This window comes from Pyxidicoccus trucidator (genome assembly GCF_010894435.1).
GTDB classification, from domain to species: Bacteria; Myxococcota; Myxococcia; order Myxococcales; family Myxococcaceae; genus Myxococcus; species Myxococcus trucidator.
In genome coordinates, this window is sequence record NZ_JAAIXZ010000001.1 from 906,299 (window position 1) to 921,670 (window position 15,372).

Sequence of the window (15,372 nt, forward strand, 5' to 3'; positions counted from 1 at the left end):
CGCAACAGGTTGGCGCCCCGGGGCAAGTCAAGGATTCGCGGCCTGGTCGTAATTAGAGGTGTGCAGTCCGAAACCCGGGACTGACGGAGAAGCATCGATGTCGCTCATGCCCGTAGGCGGACCCCGTAGTGGAGAGGGGGCAGTGATGGAGATGAACATCTGGTCGCCGGGCCTGGCCGGCATGCAGGGGATGCGGAGCACACCGTCACGGACGCAACGGGCCCTGAGAGACCCCGCGCGGACGCGGTGGGAGGCGCAGTCGTGGCGCCGTCAGCTGCGCGACCCGGGGGAGTACGAGACTCCGGTGGCACGTGGCGCGCTGGTGCAGGCGCTGGTGGCGGAGGGCCTCACGGTGGACGCGGAGGTGGCGCGCTACGCGGGCACGTCGGAGGACAAGGACATCATCAGCGTCGCGCAGGTGGTGCGCTTCGCGGACACGCTGGCGCTGCGCATGGCGCTGGCCCGCACGGATGACGAGGTGCTGCAGCTCGCGCACCTGCGCCGCAACGCCGTGGAGCTGGCGGAGCGGATGATTGAGTGGGCCAACGCCGGCCGCCTGTAGGCGAGCGCCTTCTCTCGAACCGCTGACACTCCGGGCAGGCACCCGGGCGTGTCCTCCTTGACAGAGGCGGAGCCCGGCTGTTCTCACGGGGGGCATGTTCTCCTCGCTCGTCCTGGCGGCCACCCTGGCCGCGGCCCCCGCCCCTCGCTCCGCCGCTTCGGCGCAGACCGTCGTCCACGTCCCCAGGCTGGATGCGATGGCCGGCCTGTCCTCCTTCCTGGAGCGCGCGGGCAACCACGCGGCGCTGCTGCGCCCCTCCGCCTGGCGCGCGGAGCTGCACCCCTTCCTCGTCATCGACCCGACGAAACCGGAGACGCTCGCCTCGGCCGGGTTGGACGCGGCGGGCCCCGCCACGGTGTCCCTGCGTGACGATGGCCGCGTGTCCTGCCTGCGGGTGAAGGACGCGAAGGTCTTCCAGGAGAAGGCCGCCGAGGCCATCTCCGCCGCCGGCGGCGAGGAAGTGAAGCCCACCACCTCCAAGGGCGTGACGACGGTGAGCGTGAAGCGCTCGGCGGGTGGCGCCATGGGCTATGCCCTCAAGGGCCAGGAGGTGTGTTCCTTCGGCGCCACCGACACCGGCGGCCCCGCGCTCCTCAAGGAGGCGGTGAAGCTGGTGGGCAAGGCGCCCGCGCAGGACGCGCGGCTGGGCAAGCTGCCGGGCGTGGCGTACCTCACCTCCGGAGGGACGGTGCTGGGGCTGGACGGCACGAGTAGCGCGCTGAAGGTGGAGGGCACCGCGGCGAAGCTGCCGCTGCCGCCCTTCCAGGCGCGGAGCACCAGCCCCTACGGGACGATGAAGTCCGAGGGGATGCTCTTCTCGCGCGTGGCGGTAGCGCCCGCGGGGGTGTCGCAGGCGGTGGGCTCGCTGCGCGCCACCATCCAGGCCGTGTGCCCCGCGTGTCCCAGGGAGCAGGTGCAGTCCATGACGGACGCGGTGGCGAAGCAGCTCACCGGCAACATGCTGGTGAACATGGACAACGTGCAGGTGCGCGGCTCGCTGCGCGCGCCGGAGTCGCGCTTCTTCGCCGTGCGCCAGGCGCTGGCGGCGGAGGTGACGGACGCGGCGGCGGTGAAGTCCGCGCTCACGCCCCTGGGCAGATTCCCGGGCGCGAAGGCGCTGGCGGATGGCTGGGCGCTGGCGGTGAAGGGCGGCAACGTCTTCGTGCGGCTGAAGGACAAGCAATTGGTGGTGGGCAACGACGAGGCGGTGACGCAGGCCACGCTGGCAGCGCTGCCGGTGACGAGCGCGAAGCTGGAGCGCGCGGCGGACTTCTCGCTGGACCCGAAGAAGCTGGCGCGGGGGCTCAATCAGGTGTCGCTGGCGGACGTGCTCGCCGACGAGCAGCTCGCCGCGCTGTTCGCCGTCAGCTCCGAGCTGGGCCCGCTGCTGGAGCAGAGCGAGCGAATCACGGGGTGGATGGACAGCGCACCCGGCAATGCGCACCGCTTCTCCTTCACGTGGACGCTGCCGGCGGCGAAGTAGGCCTCGATCCGGGAGCGGCTCAGGGTCATCACCGGCACCTGCCCCAGACCTGACTGCCTATCCTTCCTTCAGCTCAACTGATCTTAGCGTCAAAGCGGGCGGTGCTTCTTGAGGAAGGCTTGCAGCTCAGCATGTGGGATACGCTTGAGCTTCCCAAAGTTCGTGTCTTCATTAAAATCCCTGCCCTCAGATTCTTTTCTTCCATAACCTGATAAATCCAGAAGCTTATTAAGCTTACGTTTCGCCCGACCAATCTTGCTAATCACGGTTGGAGTTTCAAAATTCCCAAACCAGCGACCGCCCCCCTTTTCAAGCCGTTGATCCCTCGCTTCGACCAGCTCTATCATCGACAGAACCGCAAGGTCGATGATGGTAGGACTGACAACCGAGCTGTCATCATCCCAGTCCTGCAATTGGTAAGCAATCAGCAACATCGCGTCCTTCGCAGGATAGACGTTCTTTACCGTTACCTTTTGCGTGAGCCTGGCCGACGCCTCTCGCTTCGTCGAAGGCTTCTTTGTCTTGAGCTCGGGGTTATCGTCGTACAGGAGTTTGAGCTCGAGGCGAAAGCCAAGCACGTGCTCATAGTCTGGATATCCTTCTCGGTCGCCCATGATGCCGCGGTGCTTGGTCAGGCCGACATTCGGCATCTCCTTGGCGAGGTGAGGAATCATGGCGTCCATCAGAGCTCCGACAATTGAGCCGAGCTGCGATGGCTCAAAAGCCGTAAGAGCTACTTTCGGAAGAGCCAAGTGTCGGATCTGCGTCCCAACTAGGGGGCTGAGGACGCGTTTCAGCGATGTCAGGTCGCTGGCGGAGATTCGCGGACGAGAGGGAGTCATGCGCCTCCCGATTTCTTGCGAAACTCGCTGGGGGTTATGTCATCAAGCGTGACGCCCAACGCGCGGCACCACTCAAGAGTCTCGACGAAATCGAGCCGCCTTTCCGTCCCCTCCGCTTTCGATACAAAACTCTGTGGACGCTGAAGGCGCTTGGCAAGTTCTTCTTGGCTGACGCCCAACCGCCGCCGTTCGCGTCGAAGCAGGGCAACGAACTCCACGTAAGTGGGCCTCCGCGCTGATGGCATGGCTTAGTGTCGGATCTGGTCAGAGCGCACGAGCTAGCATCGTGCAACGCACAAGCTACTATCCCAAATTGGGATTCGATCGACACATCAAGACGATTGTCTTGACGATGGCGGACCCATGTGTCATCCCCTGACTCCATGGCAAAGCGACATGCTGCCCGCGTCGGCAGAATGGAGTCGATTTTCTTGCGACTGGAGGAACTTGTCCTGGCGAACTCGGGAGAGGATGAGTTCGAGGAGATCTTCAAGCTAGTTATCGCGAAGCTCTGTGCTGAGCGCGCATCAATGGCTGTCCGATTTGGGAAACATCGCTCCCCGGAGCAGACCGCAACCGCCATAAATACGCTCTTGGGGGATGCCGAGCGAATCTGGCCAGGCGTGCTCGGCGAGGAGATACACTCCCGGCTCTCTCCCGAGCACCTCGCCGTGTGCGTTGAGGCACTCGAACCTCATCAACTGTCTTCAGAGGGGTTCGAAGTGATGGATAGCCTCTTTGAGTTCCTGATTTCCCGGCAGGCAAAGGGAGCGAAGGGGCAGTATTTCACCCCTCGACATGTAATCGAGCTTTGCGTACGGATGCTCAAGCCGCAACTGGGTGAAACCATACTCGACCCAGCCTGCGGCTCAGGCGGATTCCTGATCCACGCCTTGAATTACATCCGGAGCAGTGCCAACCCGTCGGCCCGAGAACTCGCGGACTACTGCAAGAAATGCATCTGGGGCGTTGATATCGACGCCCAGGCCATCCGGGTTGCAAAGGCCCTGATGATCATTTCTGGCGGCAGCAATAGCAACATCCTCAGGGCAAACAGCTTGCTGAAGTCGCGTCTCAACCCACAGCTCCTTCCGGGCCTTTTCGACGAAAGCCCAGCATCACAACTATCTATTGAAGAAATCATCCATAAAGTCTTCACAAAAAACAAGGGCTTTGACGTCGTCCTCACCAATCCACCATTCGCTGGAGAGGTGCGAGAGAAGGAACTTCTTAGCACCTATTCTCTCGCGCATGGGCGTGACCGGATTGAGCGCGATGTATTATTCATTGAGCGCTGCCTTCAGTTCCTACGACCTGGAGGAAGAATGGCCATCGTCCTTCCCCACAACAAGTTCGGAGCAGAGTCGTACAGCTACGTGAGAGAACATGTTGCCGCCCATGCGAGAATCACAGCAGTAATTGGGCTGGGGAGAAATACGTTCCTGCCGCACACACACCAGAAAGCAAGCATTCTTGTCCTGCAGAAGAATCAACTTGGCTCGCAGTCCTCCAAAGCGGCAAATATCTTCTTTGCCATTTCCGAAAGGGACGGAAAGGACTCCAAGGGACAGTACATTCTAAAAGGTCACGAGAGTAACTCACTGTGGAACAAGGTAGATCATGACTTCGACGAGGTTGTGAGTGCCTTCGACACATTCTGTGTTCGGGAACGTCGCTTCTCCAAGGAGGCCTGACCATGGCAATCTGTGTGATTCAGTCATTTGCGGACCTAGCCCCCGGATTGGTACTCGCTCCCGAGCGGTATGATCCTCGGCGCCGCGTGAATGCAACCAGAGCCGACACGGCAGGGATGATTGGGGACTTTTTCGCTCTTCGACGGGAGACCATCTCCGCGACTAGCGATTTCAAGCAGCCCATTATTGTCCTAGACACCTCAGACGCCCTCGAAGGAGTCATCCATGGAAACAAACCACAGGTGCCAGTTGCAACCCTGGGAAGCAACAAGAAGCTACTGTGTCCTGGCGATGTTATCATCTCGCGGCTTCGTCCCTACCTGAGACAGGTTGGCTTTCTGGACGCGGGCTTGTTCACAAGCGATAGCCCCCCTCAATTCGTCGCATCGACGGAGTTCTTTGTTCTCCGTCATCTGGGTGAGGGCTCCGGCGCATTCCTGGTGCCGCTCCTTATGACTACAACGGTACAGGCGGCATTGGCGGCCGCGCAAGAAGGCGGGCATCATCCAAGATTCGGTGAGGAAACGCTCTTGAAGCTACCTGTTCCCATGGAACTATGGAGGAAGCGCAAGGAGCTCGCCCTAGCCTTTGAAAACGCGGTAAGCACACTCCGGAAAGCAGAGCAGTCCCTGCTCAATCTTCGCCTGACGGTCGAACCCATGTTACGCAAGCCGTAGCTCGCACTGCGGGCCTGATTCATTGTCAGGAGTTGCGGAGGACTGGCGAGAAGGCTTCACCGCCTTGCCCGAGAGGACCAGCGCCAGGAGCAGTGAGAGTCGACCTCGACGTCGCCTCTCCTGAGTCACGCCGGCCGCTCCTGCCGGAAGCCCCGCTCCGCGCGCCCGGCCCGCTCCGCGCGCGCCTCGTACAGCGCCAGGCCGCGCTGCACGTCCGCCAGGTCCAGCGTGCCCACCAGCAGCCCGTCCTCCGCCACCACGGCAAGCTGCGGCACCTCCTTCTCGGCCATGCGCCGCAGCGCCGTCCACCCGTCCTCCTCCACGCCCACCACCTCCACCGGACGCATCAGCTCGCGCGCGGTCCGCGTGGCTCGCTCCGCCTCCGACACCCCGCCCACCGCCTCCATCCCCACCCAGCCCACGGGCCGTCCGTCCTCCGTCACGGGCAGCGCCAGCCGCCGCGCCTGCCGCAGCGCCCACATGGCCTCCCACGCCGACGCGCCCGCGTCCACGCCCGCCAGCCACGGCGTCATCAGCGCCGACACCGGCACGCGCTCCAGCGTGGCCTTCATCCGCACCTGCCGCGCCTCACCCTCCGCGCCCAGGTAGATGAACACCGCGATGACCATCAGGAACGGGTTGAGGACGAACGCGCCCCACAGGCCGAACAGCACCGCGAAGCCCCGTCCCATCACCGACGCCACCCGCGTCGCGCGCACCGCGCCCAGCCGCCCCGTCAGCGCCGCGCGGACGATGCGACCTCCATCCATGGGGAAGGCGGGCAGCAGGTTGAACGCACCCAGGAAGAGGTTGAGGCTCGCCAGGTAGAAGCACGCGAACTGGAGGTTGAAGGAGCGCGTGCCCTGCAACAGCCATATCGCCACGCCGAAGGCCATCGCCACGAAGATGCTGGCGAGCGGCCCCACCAGCGCCATCAACGCCTCGTCCCTGGGCCGGGGCGGTGCCTCCGTCAGCTCCGACACGCCTCCCACCATCATCAACGTAATCGAGCGCACCTTGCCGCCCCGCCGCAGCGCGTAGACGGTGTGCGCCAGCTCGTGCACGAACACGGACGCGAACAACCCCACCGCCACGCCCAGCCCCCACAGCGCGGGTGAGCCGAGCAACCGTTCCGGTGGCACCTCGGCCACCTCCGCCGCCCGGCGGAACGCTCCGCCGAACATCACCGCCAGCAGCGGCAGGACGAGCAGCAGCGTGAAGTGGACGCGAATGGGAATGCCGCGAAACGCGCCCACCTGCAAAGAACCCCGAGCAGCGCGCATGGCGGACCTCCAGACTCGAAACGTCCGTCTCCTCCCGGCCATCCGCACGGGCCCGGGAAAGGCACGTTCGACCGCCCGCCCCCCCAGTGTCGGCTCCCGGGCGCTCGGGATGTCCGCCCGCGAGCACCTCTCCGGGCCGCGCGCCCGTCCTTCCCCCGGGCGCGTACCCTGGCGCCACACGACGCCCGGCCGGTGTCGCGACACCCATCTCGAGAGGCAGGCATGCGGAACCCCGTCGCGTATGCCCGGACGGCGTGGCGGATGGCGCGCACCCTCCGGAATCCCGAGCAGCTCCAGGACATCCTGGAGCTGGCCGCCGTGCTGGCCCCACCCACCGCCATGCGCCGGCTGGTGGAGCGGCTGATGCACCATGACTCCGCCGCCCACGCCTTCGTCGAGCGCCCGCGCCTGGGCTTCCTCCACCTGGCGTCGCTGCGCACCCTGCCCGAGGGCACCCTGGGCCGCGCCTTCGCGGACCACCTGGTGGAGAACGGGCTGGACCCGGATGCCCTCCCCTACCTGGAGGCCCACACGGACGAAGAGTACGTGCGGGCCCACATGCTGGAGTCCCATGACATCTGGCACGTGCTCACCGGCTTCCACACCGACGTGGCCGGCGAGTTGGGCGTCCAGGCCTTCAGCCTCGCCCAGGTGGGCAGCCCCTTCGCCCTGGGAATCCTCGCGGGCGGGCTGGCCAACACCCTCCTCTACGCCTTCTCCGAGCGGGACGTGCGCATGCGCGCCATCGTCCGGGGGTGGCTGCTGGGCCGCCGCGCCGGCCTCCTCTTCGGCGTGCCCTGGCGCCAGATGTGGGAGCTGCCCCTGACGGAGGTGCGCCAGCGTTTTGCCCTGGACCTGGAGGCCGTGGACGGCGTGCTTCCAGGGAGCGCGCACCCCGCCCAATCGTGCTAGAGGGGGCGCCCATGGACGAGACCTCCGAGAACCCCCTCCGCGCACGGCTCCAGCAGTTGGAGAAGCAGGCCGAGCTGGGCGGCGGTGCCGACCGCATCGCCAAGCAGCACGAGGCCGGCAAGCTCACGGCCCGCGAGCGCATCGACCTGCTGCTCGACCCGGGCTCCTTCATGGAACTGGACAAGTTCGTCACCCACCGCTCGAGCGACTTCGGCATGGGCGACAAGAAGATTCCGGGCGACGGCGTCGTCACCGGCTACGGCACGGTGGAGGGCCGCAAGGTCTTCGTCTTCGCCCAGGACTTCACCGTCTTCGGCGGCTCGCTGTCCGGCGCCTATGCCCAGAAGATCTGCAAGATCATGGACATGGCCACCCGCATGGGCGCGCCCGTCATCGGCCTGAATGACTCGGGCGGCGCGCGCATCCAGGAAGGCGTGGAGAGCCTCGCCGGCTACGCGGACATCTTCCTGCGCAACACCCTGGCCTCCGGCGTCGTCCCCCAGATTTCGCTCATCATGGGGCCCTGCGCGGGCGGCGCGGTGTACTCGCCGGCCATCACCGACTTCATCATGATGGTGAAGGACACCTCCTACATGTTCATCACCGGCCCGGACGTCATCAAGACGGTGACGCACGAGGAGGTGTCGAAGGAGGCGCTGGGCGGCGCGCTCACGCACAACCAGAAGTCCGGCGTGGCGCACTTCGCGGCGGAGACCGAGCAGGCCGCCATCGTCATGACGCGCGAGCTGCTGTCCTTCCTGCCCTCCAACAACCAGGAGGACCCGCCCGCCCAGCCGTGTGATGACGACCCGTTCCGGGCCGAGGCGTCGCTCAAGGACATCGTCCCGAGCAACCCCAACAAGCCCTACGACATCAAGGAAGTCATCAAGGCCGTCGTCGACAACAAGCACTTCTTCGAGGTGCAGGACCAGTTCGCGAAGAACATCGTCGTCGGCTTCGCGCGCATGAACGGGCGCAGCGTGGGCATTGTCGCCAACCAGCCCGCGGTGCTCGCCGGCGTGCTGGACATCGACGCCAGCGTGAAGGCCGCGCGCTTCGTGCGCTTCTGCGACTGCTTCAACATCCCCCTCATCACCTTCGTGGACGTGCCCGGCTTCCTCCCCGGCACCGCGCAGGAGTGGGGCGGCATCATCACCCACGGCGCCAAGCTGCTGTACGCCTACGCCGAGGCCACCGTCCCCAAGGTCACCATCATCACCCGCAAGGCCTACGGCGGCGCCTACGACGTCATGGCGTCCAAGCACATCCGCGCGGACATCAACTACGCCTGGCCCACCGCCGAAATCGCCGTCATGGGCCCCGAGGGCGCGGTGAACATCATCTTCCGCAACGAGCTGCTCAAGGCGCCCGACGCCGCCGCCGAGCGCGCGAAGCTCACCGCCGAGTACCGCGAGAAGTTCGCCAACCCCTTCAAGGCGGCGGAGCTGGGCTACATCGACGAGGTCATCCGCCCGGAGGACACCCGCTCGCGCGTCATCCGTTCCCTGGAGATGCTGAAGGACAAGCGCCAGGAGAACCTGCCGCGCAAGCACGGGAACATCCCGCTGTAGGCCTCTCCCGTGTGGGTCCCGCCTGCCCTCCCCTGCCTGGAGGGCAGGCAGGCACGCGCCATCCAGGAAATTTGAGGGTGGCGGACGGGCTTTCAGGTTGCCAGGAAAGGAACCCCATTTGTCCCACCGCCGACTCATCCTCTTTCTCTCCGACGTTGAAGGTAACCTCACCGCGCTGCGCCAGACGTTGAAGCGCGTATGCGAGGCGGTCGAGCTCCCCACGCCTGAAGTGAAGTGGGTGGAGACGCCACCCGAGGGCCTCGCGGAGGCCGGCTGGCACGCCGCCGAGCTGGAGCTGCCCCCCGCCCCCGGCCGCAAGGCCCGCAAGTCCGAGCAGCCCTTCCTGGAGGAGCAGCTGGACGCCATGACGCAGGCGCTGGCCCAGGACTTCCGCGACAGGGCGCTGGGCGTCTTCGTGGACCGGGAGCACAGCTACGCGCGCACCTGCGTCAGCGGCCCGGGCCGTCCGTCCAAGGCCGTGGAAGGCGAAGTGCTGGATGTCCTCCGCCAGGCCGCGCGCTGGCTGGACGTGGAGACGGGCATGCTGGCCAAGCTGTTCGGTGGCGGCAACGCGGCCCGCAACCTGCTGGCCGCGGCCGTGGACTTCGGCAACGAGCCGGGCAGCGTCAAGCCCCCCTCCCCGCCCGAGCCGGACGAGGATGACCGCTTCGTGGAGGCCAAGCTGGCCCAGGCCAAGGTCTACATGGAGCAGTACCGGAGCAACCGGAAGTAGGGGCGCGAAATCCGAGGCGCCCCGTGCTAGAGGGGCGCCCATGCCCAAGATCCGCAAAGTGCTCGTCGCCAACCGCGGCGAGATCGCCATCCGGGTGATGCGCACCTGCAAGGAACTCGGCATCGCCACCGTGGCGGTGTACTCGGAGGCGGACCGCGCCGCCCTTCACGTCCGCACCGCCGACCAGGCGTTCTTCGTGGGCCCCCCGCCCTCGCGTGAGAGCTACCTGGTGCAGCAGCGCATCATCGACGCCGCCAAGCAGGCCGGCGCGGATGCCATCCACCCCGGCTACGGCTTCCTGTCCGAGAACGCCTCCTTCGTCCGGGCGTGCGAGGCCGCCGGCATCGCCTTCATCGGCCCGCCGGCCTCCGCCATGGACGCCATGGGCGAGAAGACCCGCGCCCGCGCCAACATGATTAAAGCCGGCGTGCCCGTGGTGCCCGGCTCCACCGAGCCCTTCGCCAGCCTGGAAGAGGCGCGCGCCTACGCCCTGAAGATTGGCGTCCCCGTCATGCTCAAGGCCGCGGGCGGTGGCGGCGGCAAGGGCATGCGCAAGGTGGAGCGCGCCGAGGACTTCGACTCCTCGTGGCGCGCCGCCAAGAGCGAGGCGATGAACGCCTTCGGCAACGACGCTGTCTACATCGAGAAGTACCTGGAGAAGCCACACCATGTGGAGATCCAGGTGTTCGCGGACCAGTACGGCAACACCATCCACCTGAACGAGCGCGAGTGCTCCGCGCAGCGCCGGCACCAGAAGGTGGTGGAGGAGACGCCCAGCCCCATCCTCACGCCGGAGATGCGCGCGAAGATGGGCGAGGTGGCGGTGAAGGCGGCCAAGGCCGTCAACTACGTGGGCGCCGGGACGGTGGAGTTCCTGGTCGACGTGCACCGCAACTTCTACTTCCTGGAGATGAACACCCGCCTCCAGGTGGAGCACCCGGTGACGGAGTGGGTGACGGGGCTGGACCTCGTCGCCATGCAGCTTCGCGCCGCCGAGGGCGAGAAGCTCCCGCTCACCGAGGCGCCCGAGCCGCGCGGCCACTCGATTGAGGTGCGCGTGTACGCGGAGGACCCGGGCCGCAACTTCATGCCCAGCCCCGGGAAGATTACGTACCTGCGCGTGCCGGGCGGCCCCAACGTGCGCGACGACTCGGGCGTGTTCCCCGGCTACACGGTGCCCAACTTCTATGACCCGATGATTTCCAAGCTGTCCGTGTGGGCTCCCACGCGGCGCGAGGCGATTGCCCGGGCGCAGCGCGCGCTGTCCGAGTACGTGGTGAAGGGCATCACCACCAACATCCGCTACCTGAAGGCGATTCTCGCGCACCCCGAGTTCATCGAGGGCGACTACGACACCAGCTTCCTCACCCGCGAGCACGAGACGCTGCTGGGCGTGGAGGACGCGAAGCTGAGCGAGATGGCCCTGCTGGCCAGCGCGGTGCACGCGTACCAGCGAGACCAGAAGCGCGCGAAGACGCTGCCCGCGGCCAGTGGCCAGGGCGGCGGCAATGGCGGTGTCTCCCCGTGGAAGCTGGCGCTGCGCACGCGCCGGTAGTCCCCTCCCCTTCGAGCTCGGAAAGACCTCCATGCGTTACTTCACGAAGCAGCAGGGCCAGAAGGAAGCGGTGCCGGTGGACCTGGAGCCGCTGGGCAACGACCAGTACAAGCTGACCGTCAATGGTCAGACGTACCAGGTGGACGCGCTCATGCTGGAGCACGGCACCATGACCATGCTGGTGGACGGCCAGTCCTACAGCGTCGAGTTCGAGGAGAACGGCGACGAGGTGGGCGTGCTGCTCCGCGGGCAGGTGAACCGCATCGACGTGGCGGACGAGCGCCGGCTGCGCCTGCGCGCGGGCACCGCGGCCTTCTCCGTGGAGGGCAGGCAGCTCATCACCGCGCCCATGCCCGGCAAGGTGGTGAAGGTGGGCGACGAGGTGAAGGAGGGCCAGGGGCTGGTGGTGGTGGAGGCGATGAAGATGGAGAACGAGCTCAAGAGCCCCAAGGCCGGCAAGGTGACCGAGCTGTTCGCGAAGGAAGGCACCGCCGTGGAGAACAACGCGAAGCTGGTGGTGGTGGAGTAGTCCGCCGGGCCTGGCAGGGCCCGGCGTCCCGACGCGCGAGGGCTCAGGCCCAGAGCTGCGCGGCCAGCGTGTCCACCAGCGACGCGGCGACCTCGGGCGCGGGCATGCCAGCCTCGGTGACGAGGGCGGCGTCCAGCGGCTGGGCCACCTCCTCGCGCAGCTTCGCCACGGCCTGCTGCTGCGCGGCGCGCAGGGCCTCGCGCTCGGAGGCGGAGAGCCGCTCCCGCGCCCAGCCGTCAATGGCCCAGGACAGCTCGGCGTGCCGCGTCTCGTCCTCGGCGATGCGCACCATGGCGCCGCGCACCTCCTCGTCCCTGGCGTGCAGGGCCTGGTGGTGCGCCACCAGCGCGCCGAACGTCTCCCGCACGCAGCCCTCCACCGCGTTGTCCAGCGCCACGTCGAAGAGGGCGCGCGGCGGCGGCGAGTCCACCTCGAGCCGCATGGGCGTCCCGCCGAAGCGACGGGCCAGCCGCGTGCTGACGTCGGTGTGCATCACCTCCTCCAGCGCGCTGACCAGCGCCGCGTCCCGCAGCGCGACGTCGGCGCCGTGCAGCTCCAGCTCCTCGCGCAGCCGCAGGAAGGCCCGGATGGAGGCGGCCTCCAGATGGGCCACCGTCGCGAAGTGGCGCCCCAGCGCGTCCGAGCAGGCGACAGGGCCCGCGTCGCGCAGGCCCACGGGCCGACGGCCGATGGAGCAGCCCGGGTTGCCCCGCTCGAGGATGTGGCTGCGCACCTCCCGAATCTCTCCGGAGGGGGACACCTCCAGGACGAAGCGCTTCAACGCCGTGTCCTTCCCGCAGGTATGGCCCGTGGTGCCGATGACGCTGAACGTGCCCCCGGACTCCGCCCGGACCGCGCCGCGCTCCAGGTCTTCGCACGACAGTCTGTAGCCGTCGGCGAAGGCAAGCAACGCGGCCTCCTGCGCCGTGTCGATGGTGCCCAGCAGGCTCCGAAGCGACTCCAGTGTCGAGTGGGCAGTCACCTCGTCGCCCCGCGTCGTCGCGACGTAGTACTCCGAGCACACGTCCTCGCAGGAGCGGCGGAAGCCACTCGACGAGCGAAGGGCGCTCAGGGACGACTCGCAGGCCGCGCGGTCGGTGGCCGAGGCGCAGGACATGCCCGAGGAGGCCACGACCGACTCGGACCTGCCCTCCACGCCCCCGTTGGAGCTGACGTGCCGGAGCTGCACGAAGTCCACCGGCGCCGCCGGCGACAGCCCGCTCACCGCGAGGACGCCGCCTTCACAGGCAGGCGCGGCGTACCCCGTCAGGTCCACATCCGTGTCCCCATCACAGCCGGCAAGCAGCAGCGGCGTGGCGAGCGAGGCACGCAGGGCTCGGTTGAACAGTCGGCGCAGCGACATCGGGTGCATGGAGTGGCTCCTGCGAGAAGAGAGGTAGGTCCGCTTGAGCAACACGGATGCCAGCGCCCTGCCCCCGGAGCAGACCCTCCCCGGAGACGCGGCACCTGTGACGGAGGCGACACCCCGGCTCAGAAATCTGACTCCCAGGCCAGCGACGCCTGCTGCTCACGACAGATTCTCAGCATTTCATGGATTCCAACAGACCCGCCTGGCCAGGACGCCCGGCACTCAACCCCGCTTCCAGGTCCGCCAATGACATGAACCGGCATTCATGGTTCGGTCGCCGCGCGTGTCATCAGGTCGGTGCCCTCCAGGATGCATGAGTCTTCCGAAGAGGAGCTGAAGCAGCTTCGGCTCCGGCAGTTCCTCCAGTGGATGTTCCCCGTCGCGGTGGGCTTCCTGCTCGTCTATGCCGTCTTCGCCTTCGTGCTGCGCAGCCCGGCGCTCACGGGCGGGATGGTGGCGGTGGGCATCTACACGGTGGCGCTCGCCTGGGCCCGCAGGCTGGCCCTTCGCGGGAGCACCGAGCGGGCAGCGTGGGTCATCGGCCATGCGCTGCTGGTGATGGTCGCCCTCGGGGCGCTGTTCCTGCACTTCCTCCATCCGGCGCTGCTCTTGATGCCCGTCTGCGGGGTAGCGCTGGTGCTGCCATACCTGGAGCGGCCCGCGCTCGGCCGCTACATGCTGGCCGCCTTTGGCGTGGACACGTGGGTGATGGTGGTGGACGGCCTCCTGCCGCCGCTCGTCGAGCAGCCTCCGCTGCCGCTCCAGCGGTGGGTGCTCGCCGTGGCGGTGATGGCGAGCGTGGGGCTGACGCTGCGGCTGCTGGCGGTGGACTCCGCGCGGCTGCGCCGGAGCCTGAAGCTGGCGGAGCAGGCGGTGTCCACCCGGGACGAGTTCCTCTCGGTGGCCAGCCACGAGCTCAAGACGCCGCTCACGCCGCTCAGCCTCAAGCTGCAGACACTCCGGCGTGAGCTGTCGGCGTCGACGCCCCCCTCGCCACCCGAGCGCGTCCAGGCCCACCTGGACGTGGCCCAGCGGCAGGTGAAGAAGCTGGCGGAGCTGGTGGATGACCTGCTGGACGTGTCGCGCATCTCCGCGGGCCGGATGGAGTTGAACCCCACCCGGGTGGACCTGGCGGCGGTGGTCCACGACGCGGTGGTGCGCTTCGAGCCCGAGGCGGCGCGCGTCGGGTGCGCGCTCACGCTGGAGGTGGACGGGCCGGTGATGGGACGGGTGGACCCGCTCCGCTTCGAGCAGGTGCTCGACAACCTGCTGTCCAACGCCCTGAAGTACGGCGCCGGCAAGCCCGTGCACGTGCGGCTGGAGCGCCAGGACATCCGGGCGCGACTGATTGTTCGGGACGAGGGGCTGGGCATCGCTCCCGAGGCGCTCGAGCGCATCTTCAATCGCTTCGAGCGGGCCGTGTCGGGACGTCACTTCGGCGGCCTGGGGCTGGGGCTCTACATCGTCCGGAGGATTGTCACGGCGAGTGGCGGCACCATCTCCGCGGCCAGCGTCCCGGGACAGGGCGCGACGTTCACCGTCGAGCTACCGCTGGGCGCCAGCGCCTCCCTTGTTCCGTTGGCGAGCGGCGGGCGGTAAGGTCCGCCCCCGCGCCATTCCCCTCCCGCGCGCCCGAGGTCATCGCATGGAGATGCTCTGCACCCTTCGCAGCGCCACGGAGGCGCAGCGGAACGCCCTGCTCCAGGCCCCCGAGCGGCTGGAGGCCTTCGTCGACGACGAAGAGGACTTCGGCGATTCGAAGGGCGCGGCGTTCGTGGAGCTGGACATCGGCGAGGCCTGGCACGGCCTCCAGTACCTGCTCACCGGCACGCCCTGGGAGGGCGCCGCGCCGCTGGACTTCCTGGTGCGCGGGGGCGAGGACGTGGGGGACATCCCCTCGGACGAGGGCACGGCGCGCAGCTTCACGCCCGCACAGGTGAAGGCGCTCTCCGCGGCGCTCCAGAAGGTGTCCGAGGACACACTGCGCCGCCGGTATGACCCGGTGGAGATGCAGGCCCAGGACATCTACCCCGGCACCTGGGACGAGCCGGAAGAGGACGTGGACCCGCTGGAGGAGCTGATCTCCTACTTCGAGGAGCTCCAGAAGTTCATGGCCACCGTGGCGAAGCGCGGGGACGCGCTGCTGGTGCACATCGGCTGAC

General features: G+C 67.3%; 15 protein-coding genes. 11 read left to right on the plus strand and 4 right to left on the minus strand.

The features are described from left to right. Positions 1 to 145: 145 nt before the first annotated feature. Positions 146 to 562 (plus strand): hypothetical protein, encoded by a 417-nt coding sequence (locus G4D85_RS03825; RefSeq protein WP_240359057.1) that lies wholly within the window; start codon positions 146 to 148, stop codon positions 560 to 562. Between the two features lie 94 nt (positions 563 to 656). After that, positions 657 to 2,045, plus strand: a complete 1,389-nt coding sequence (locus G4D85_RS03830) for a hypothetical protein (protein ID WP_164007936.1) — start codon at positions 657 to 659, stop codon at positions 2,043 to 2,045. Between the two features lie 89 nt (positions 2,046 to 2,134). On the opposite strand, the gene G4D85_RS03835 is transcribed toward G4D85_RS03830, so the two are convergent. Continuing rightward, positions 2,135 to 2,728, minus strand: coding sequence for a hypothetical protein (locus G4D85_RS03835; protein WP_164007938.1), 594 nt, complete (start codon positions 2,726 to 2,728; stop codon positions 2,135 to 2,137). 155 nt (positions 2,729 to 2,883) lie between these two features. Beyond that, positions 2,884 to 3,132, minus strand: coding sequence for a helix-turn-helix domain-containing protein (locus G4D85_RS50665; RefSeq protein WP_164007939.1), 249 nt, complete (start codon positions 3,130 to 3,132; stop codon positions 2,884 to 2,886). Positions 3,133 to 3,318: 186 nt separating this feature from the next. Between G4D85_RS50665 and G4D85_RS03845 the strand changes: the two genes are divergently transcribed. Beyond that, complete coding sequence (locus G4D85_RS03845; protein WP_205525406.1) at positions 3,319 to 4,581, plus strand: HsdM family class I SAM-dependent methyltransferase; 1,263 nt, start codon at positions 3,319 to 3,321, stop codon at positions 4,579 to 4,581. Positions 4,582 to 4,583: 2 nt separating this feature from the next. Beyond that, positions 4,584 to 5,258 carry a hypothetical protein gene (locus tag G4D85_RS03850; protein WP_164007944.1) on the plus strand — a complete coding sequence of 225 codons (675 nt, stop codon included), beginning with the start codon at positions 4,584 to 4,586 and terminating at the stop codon, positions 5,256 to 5,258. Positions 5,259 to 5,383: 125 nt separating this feature from the next. Here G4D85_RS03850 and G4D85_RS03855 read toward each other — a convergent pair whose 3' ends face one another. Continuing rightward, on the minus strand, positions 5,384 to 6,541 hold the full coding sequence (locus G4D85_RS03855; protein WP_164007946.1) for a site-2 protease family protein: 1,158 nt from the start codon (positions 6,539 to 6,541) through the stop codon (positions 5,384 to 5,386). 222 nt (positions 6,542 to 6,763) lie between these two features. Between G4D85_RS03855 and G4D85_RS03860 the strand changes: the two genes are divergently transcribed. The 5 genes from G4D85_RS03860 to G4D85_RS03880 all read left to right on the plus strand — a co-directional run bounded on the left by G4D85_RS03860 (position 6,764) and on the right by G4D85_RS03880 (position 11,841). Beyond that, on the plus strand, positions 6,764 to 7,453 hold the full coding sequence (locus G4D85_RS03860; protein ID WP_205525407.1) for a Coq4 family protein: 690 nt from the start codon (positions 6,764 to 6,766) through the stop codon (positions 7,451 to 7,453). Between the two features lie 11 nt (positions 7,454 to 7,464). Further along, positions 7,465 to 9,024 (plus strand): acyl-CoA carboxylase subunit beta, encoded by a 1,560-nt coding sequence (locus tag G4D85_RS03865; protein WP_164007948.1) that lies wholly within the window; start codon positions 7,465 to 7,467, stop codon positions 9,022 to 9,024. Between the two features lie 118 nt (positions 9,025 to 9,142). Beyond that, complete coding sequence (locus tag G4D85_RS03870; protein WP_164007950.1) at positions 9,143 to 9,757, plus strand: hypothetical protein; 615 nt, start codon at positions 9,143 to 9,145, stop codon at positions 9,755 to 9,757. 40 nt (positions 9,758 to 9,797) lie between these two features. Further along, positions 9,798 to 11,312: an acetyl-CoA carboxylase biotin carboxylase subunit gene (gene accC / locus G4D85_RS03875; RefSeq protein ID WP_164007952.1), complete on the plus strand. Its 1,515-nt coding sequence runs from the start codon at positions 9,798 to 9,800 to the stop codon at positions 11,310 to 11,312. A gap of 31 nt (positions 11,313 to 11,343) precedes the next feature. After that, positions 11,344 to 11,841 carry a biotin/lipoyl-containing protein gene (locus G4D85_RS03880; protein ID WP_164007954.1) on the plus strand — a complete coding sequence of 166 codons (498 nt, stop codon included), beginning with the start codon at positions 11,344 to 11,346 and terminating at the stop codon, positions 11,839 to 11,841. 43 nt (positions 11,842 to 11,884) lie between these two features. Here G4D85_RS03880 and G4D85_RS03885 read toward each other — a convergent pair whose 3' ends face one another. After that, entirely contained in the window at positions 11,885 to 13,213 is a 1,329-nt protein-coding gene (locus tag G4D85_RS03885; RefSeq protein ID WP_164007956.1) for a ferritin-like domain-containing protein, read from the minus strand. A 306-nt stretch (positions 13,214 to 13,519) separates the two neighbouring features. Here G4D85_RS03885 and G4D85_RS03890 point away from each other — a divergent pair, with 306 nt between their 5' ends. Together G4D85_RS03890 and G4D85_RS03895 are read left to right on the plus strand one after the other, a co-directional pair. Continuing rightward, a complete protein-coding gene (locus tag G4D85_RS03890; RefSeq protein WP_164007959.1) occupies positions 13,520 to 14,809 on the plus strand; it encodes a sensor histidine kinase in 1,290 nt (429 codons plus the stop codon). 46 nt (positions 14,810 to 14,855) lie between these two features. Then, positions 14,856 to 15,371, plus strand: coding sequence for a YfbM family protein (locus tag G4D85_RS03895; RefSeq protein ID WP_164007961.1), 516 nt, complete (start codon positions 14,856 to 14,858; stop codon positions 15,369 to 15,371). The last annotated feature ends 1 nt before the right edge of the window (position 15,372 follow it).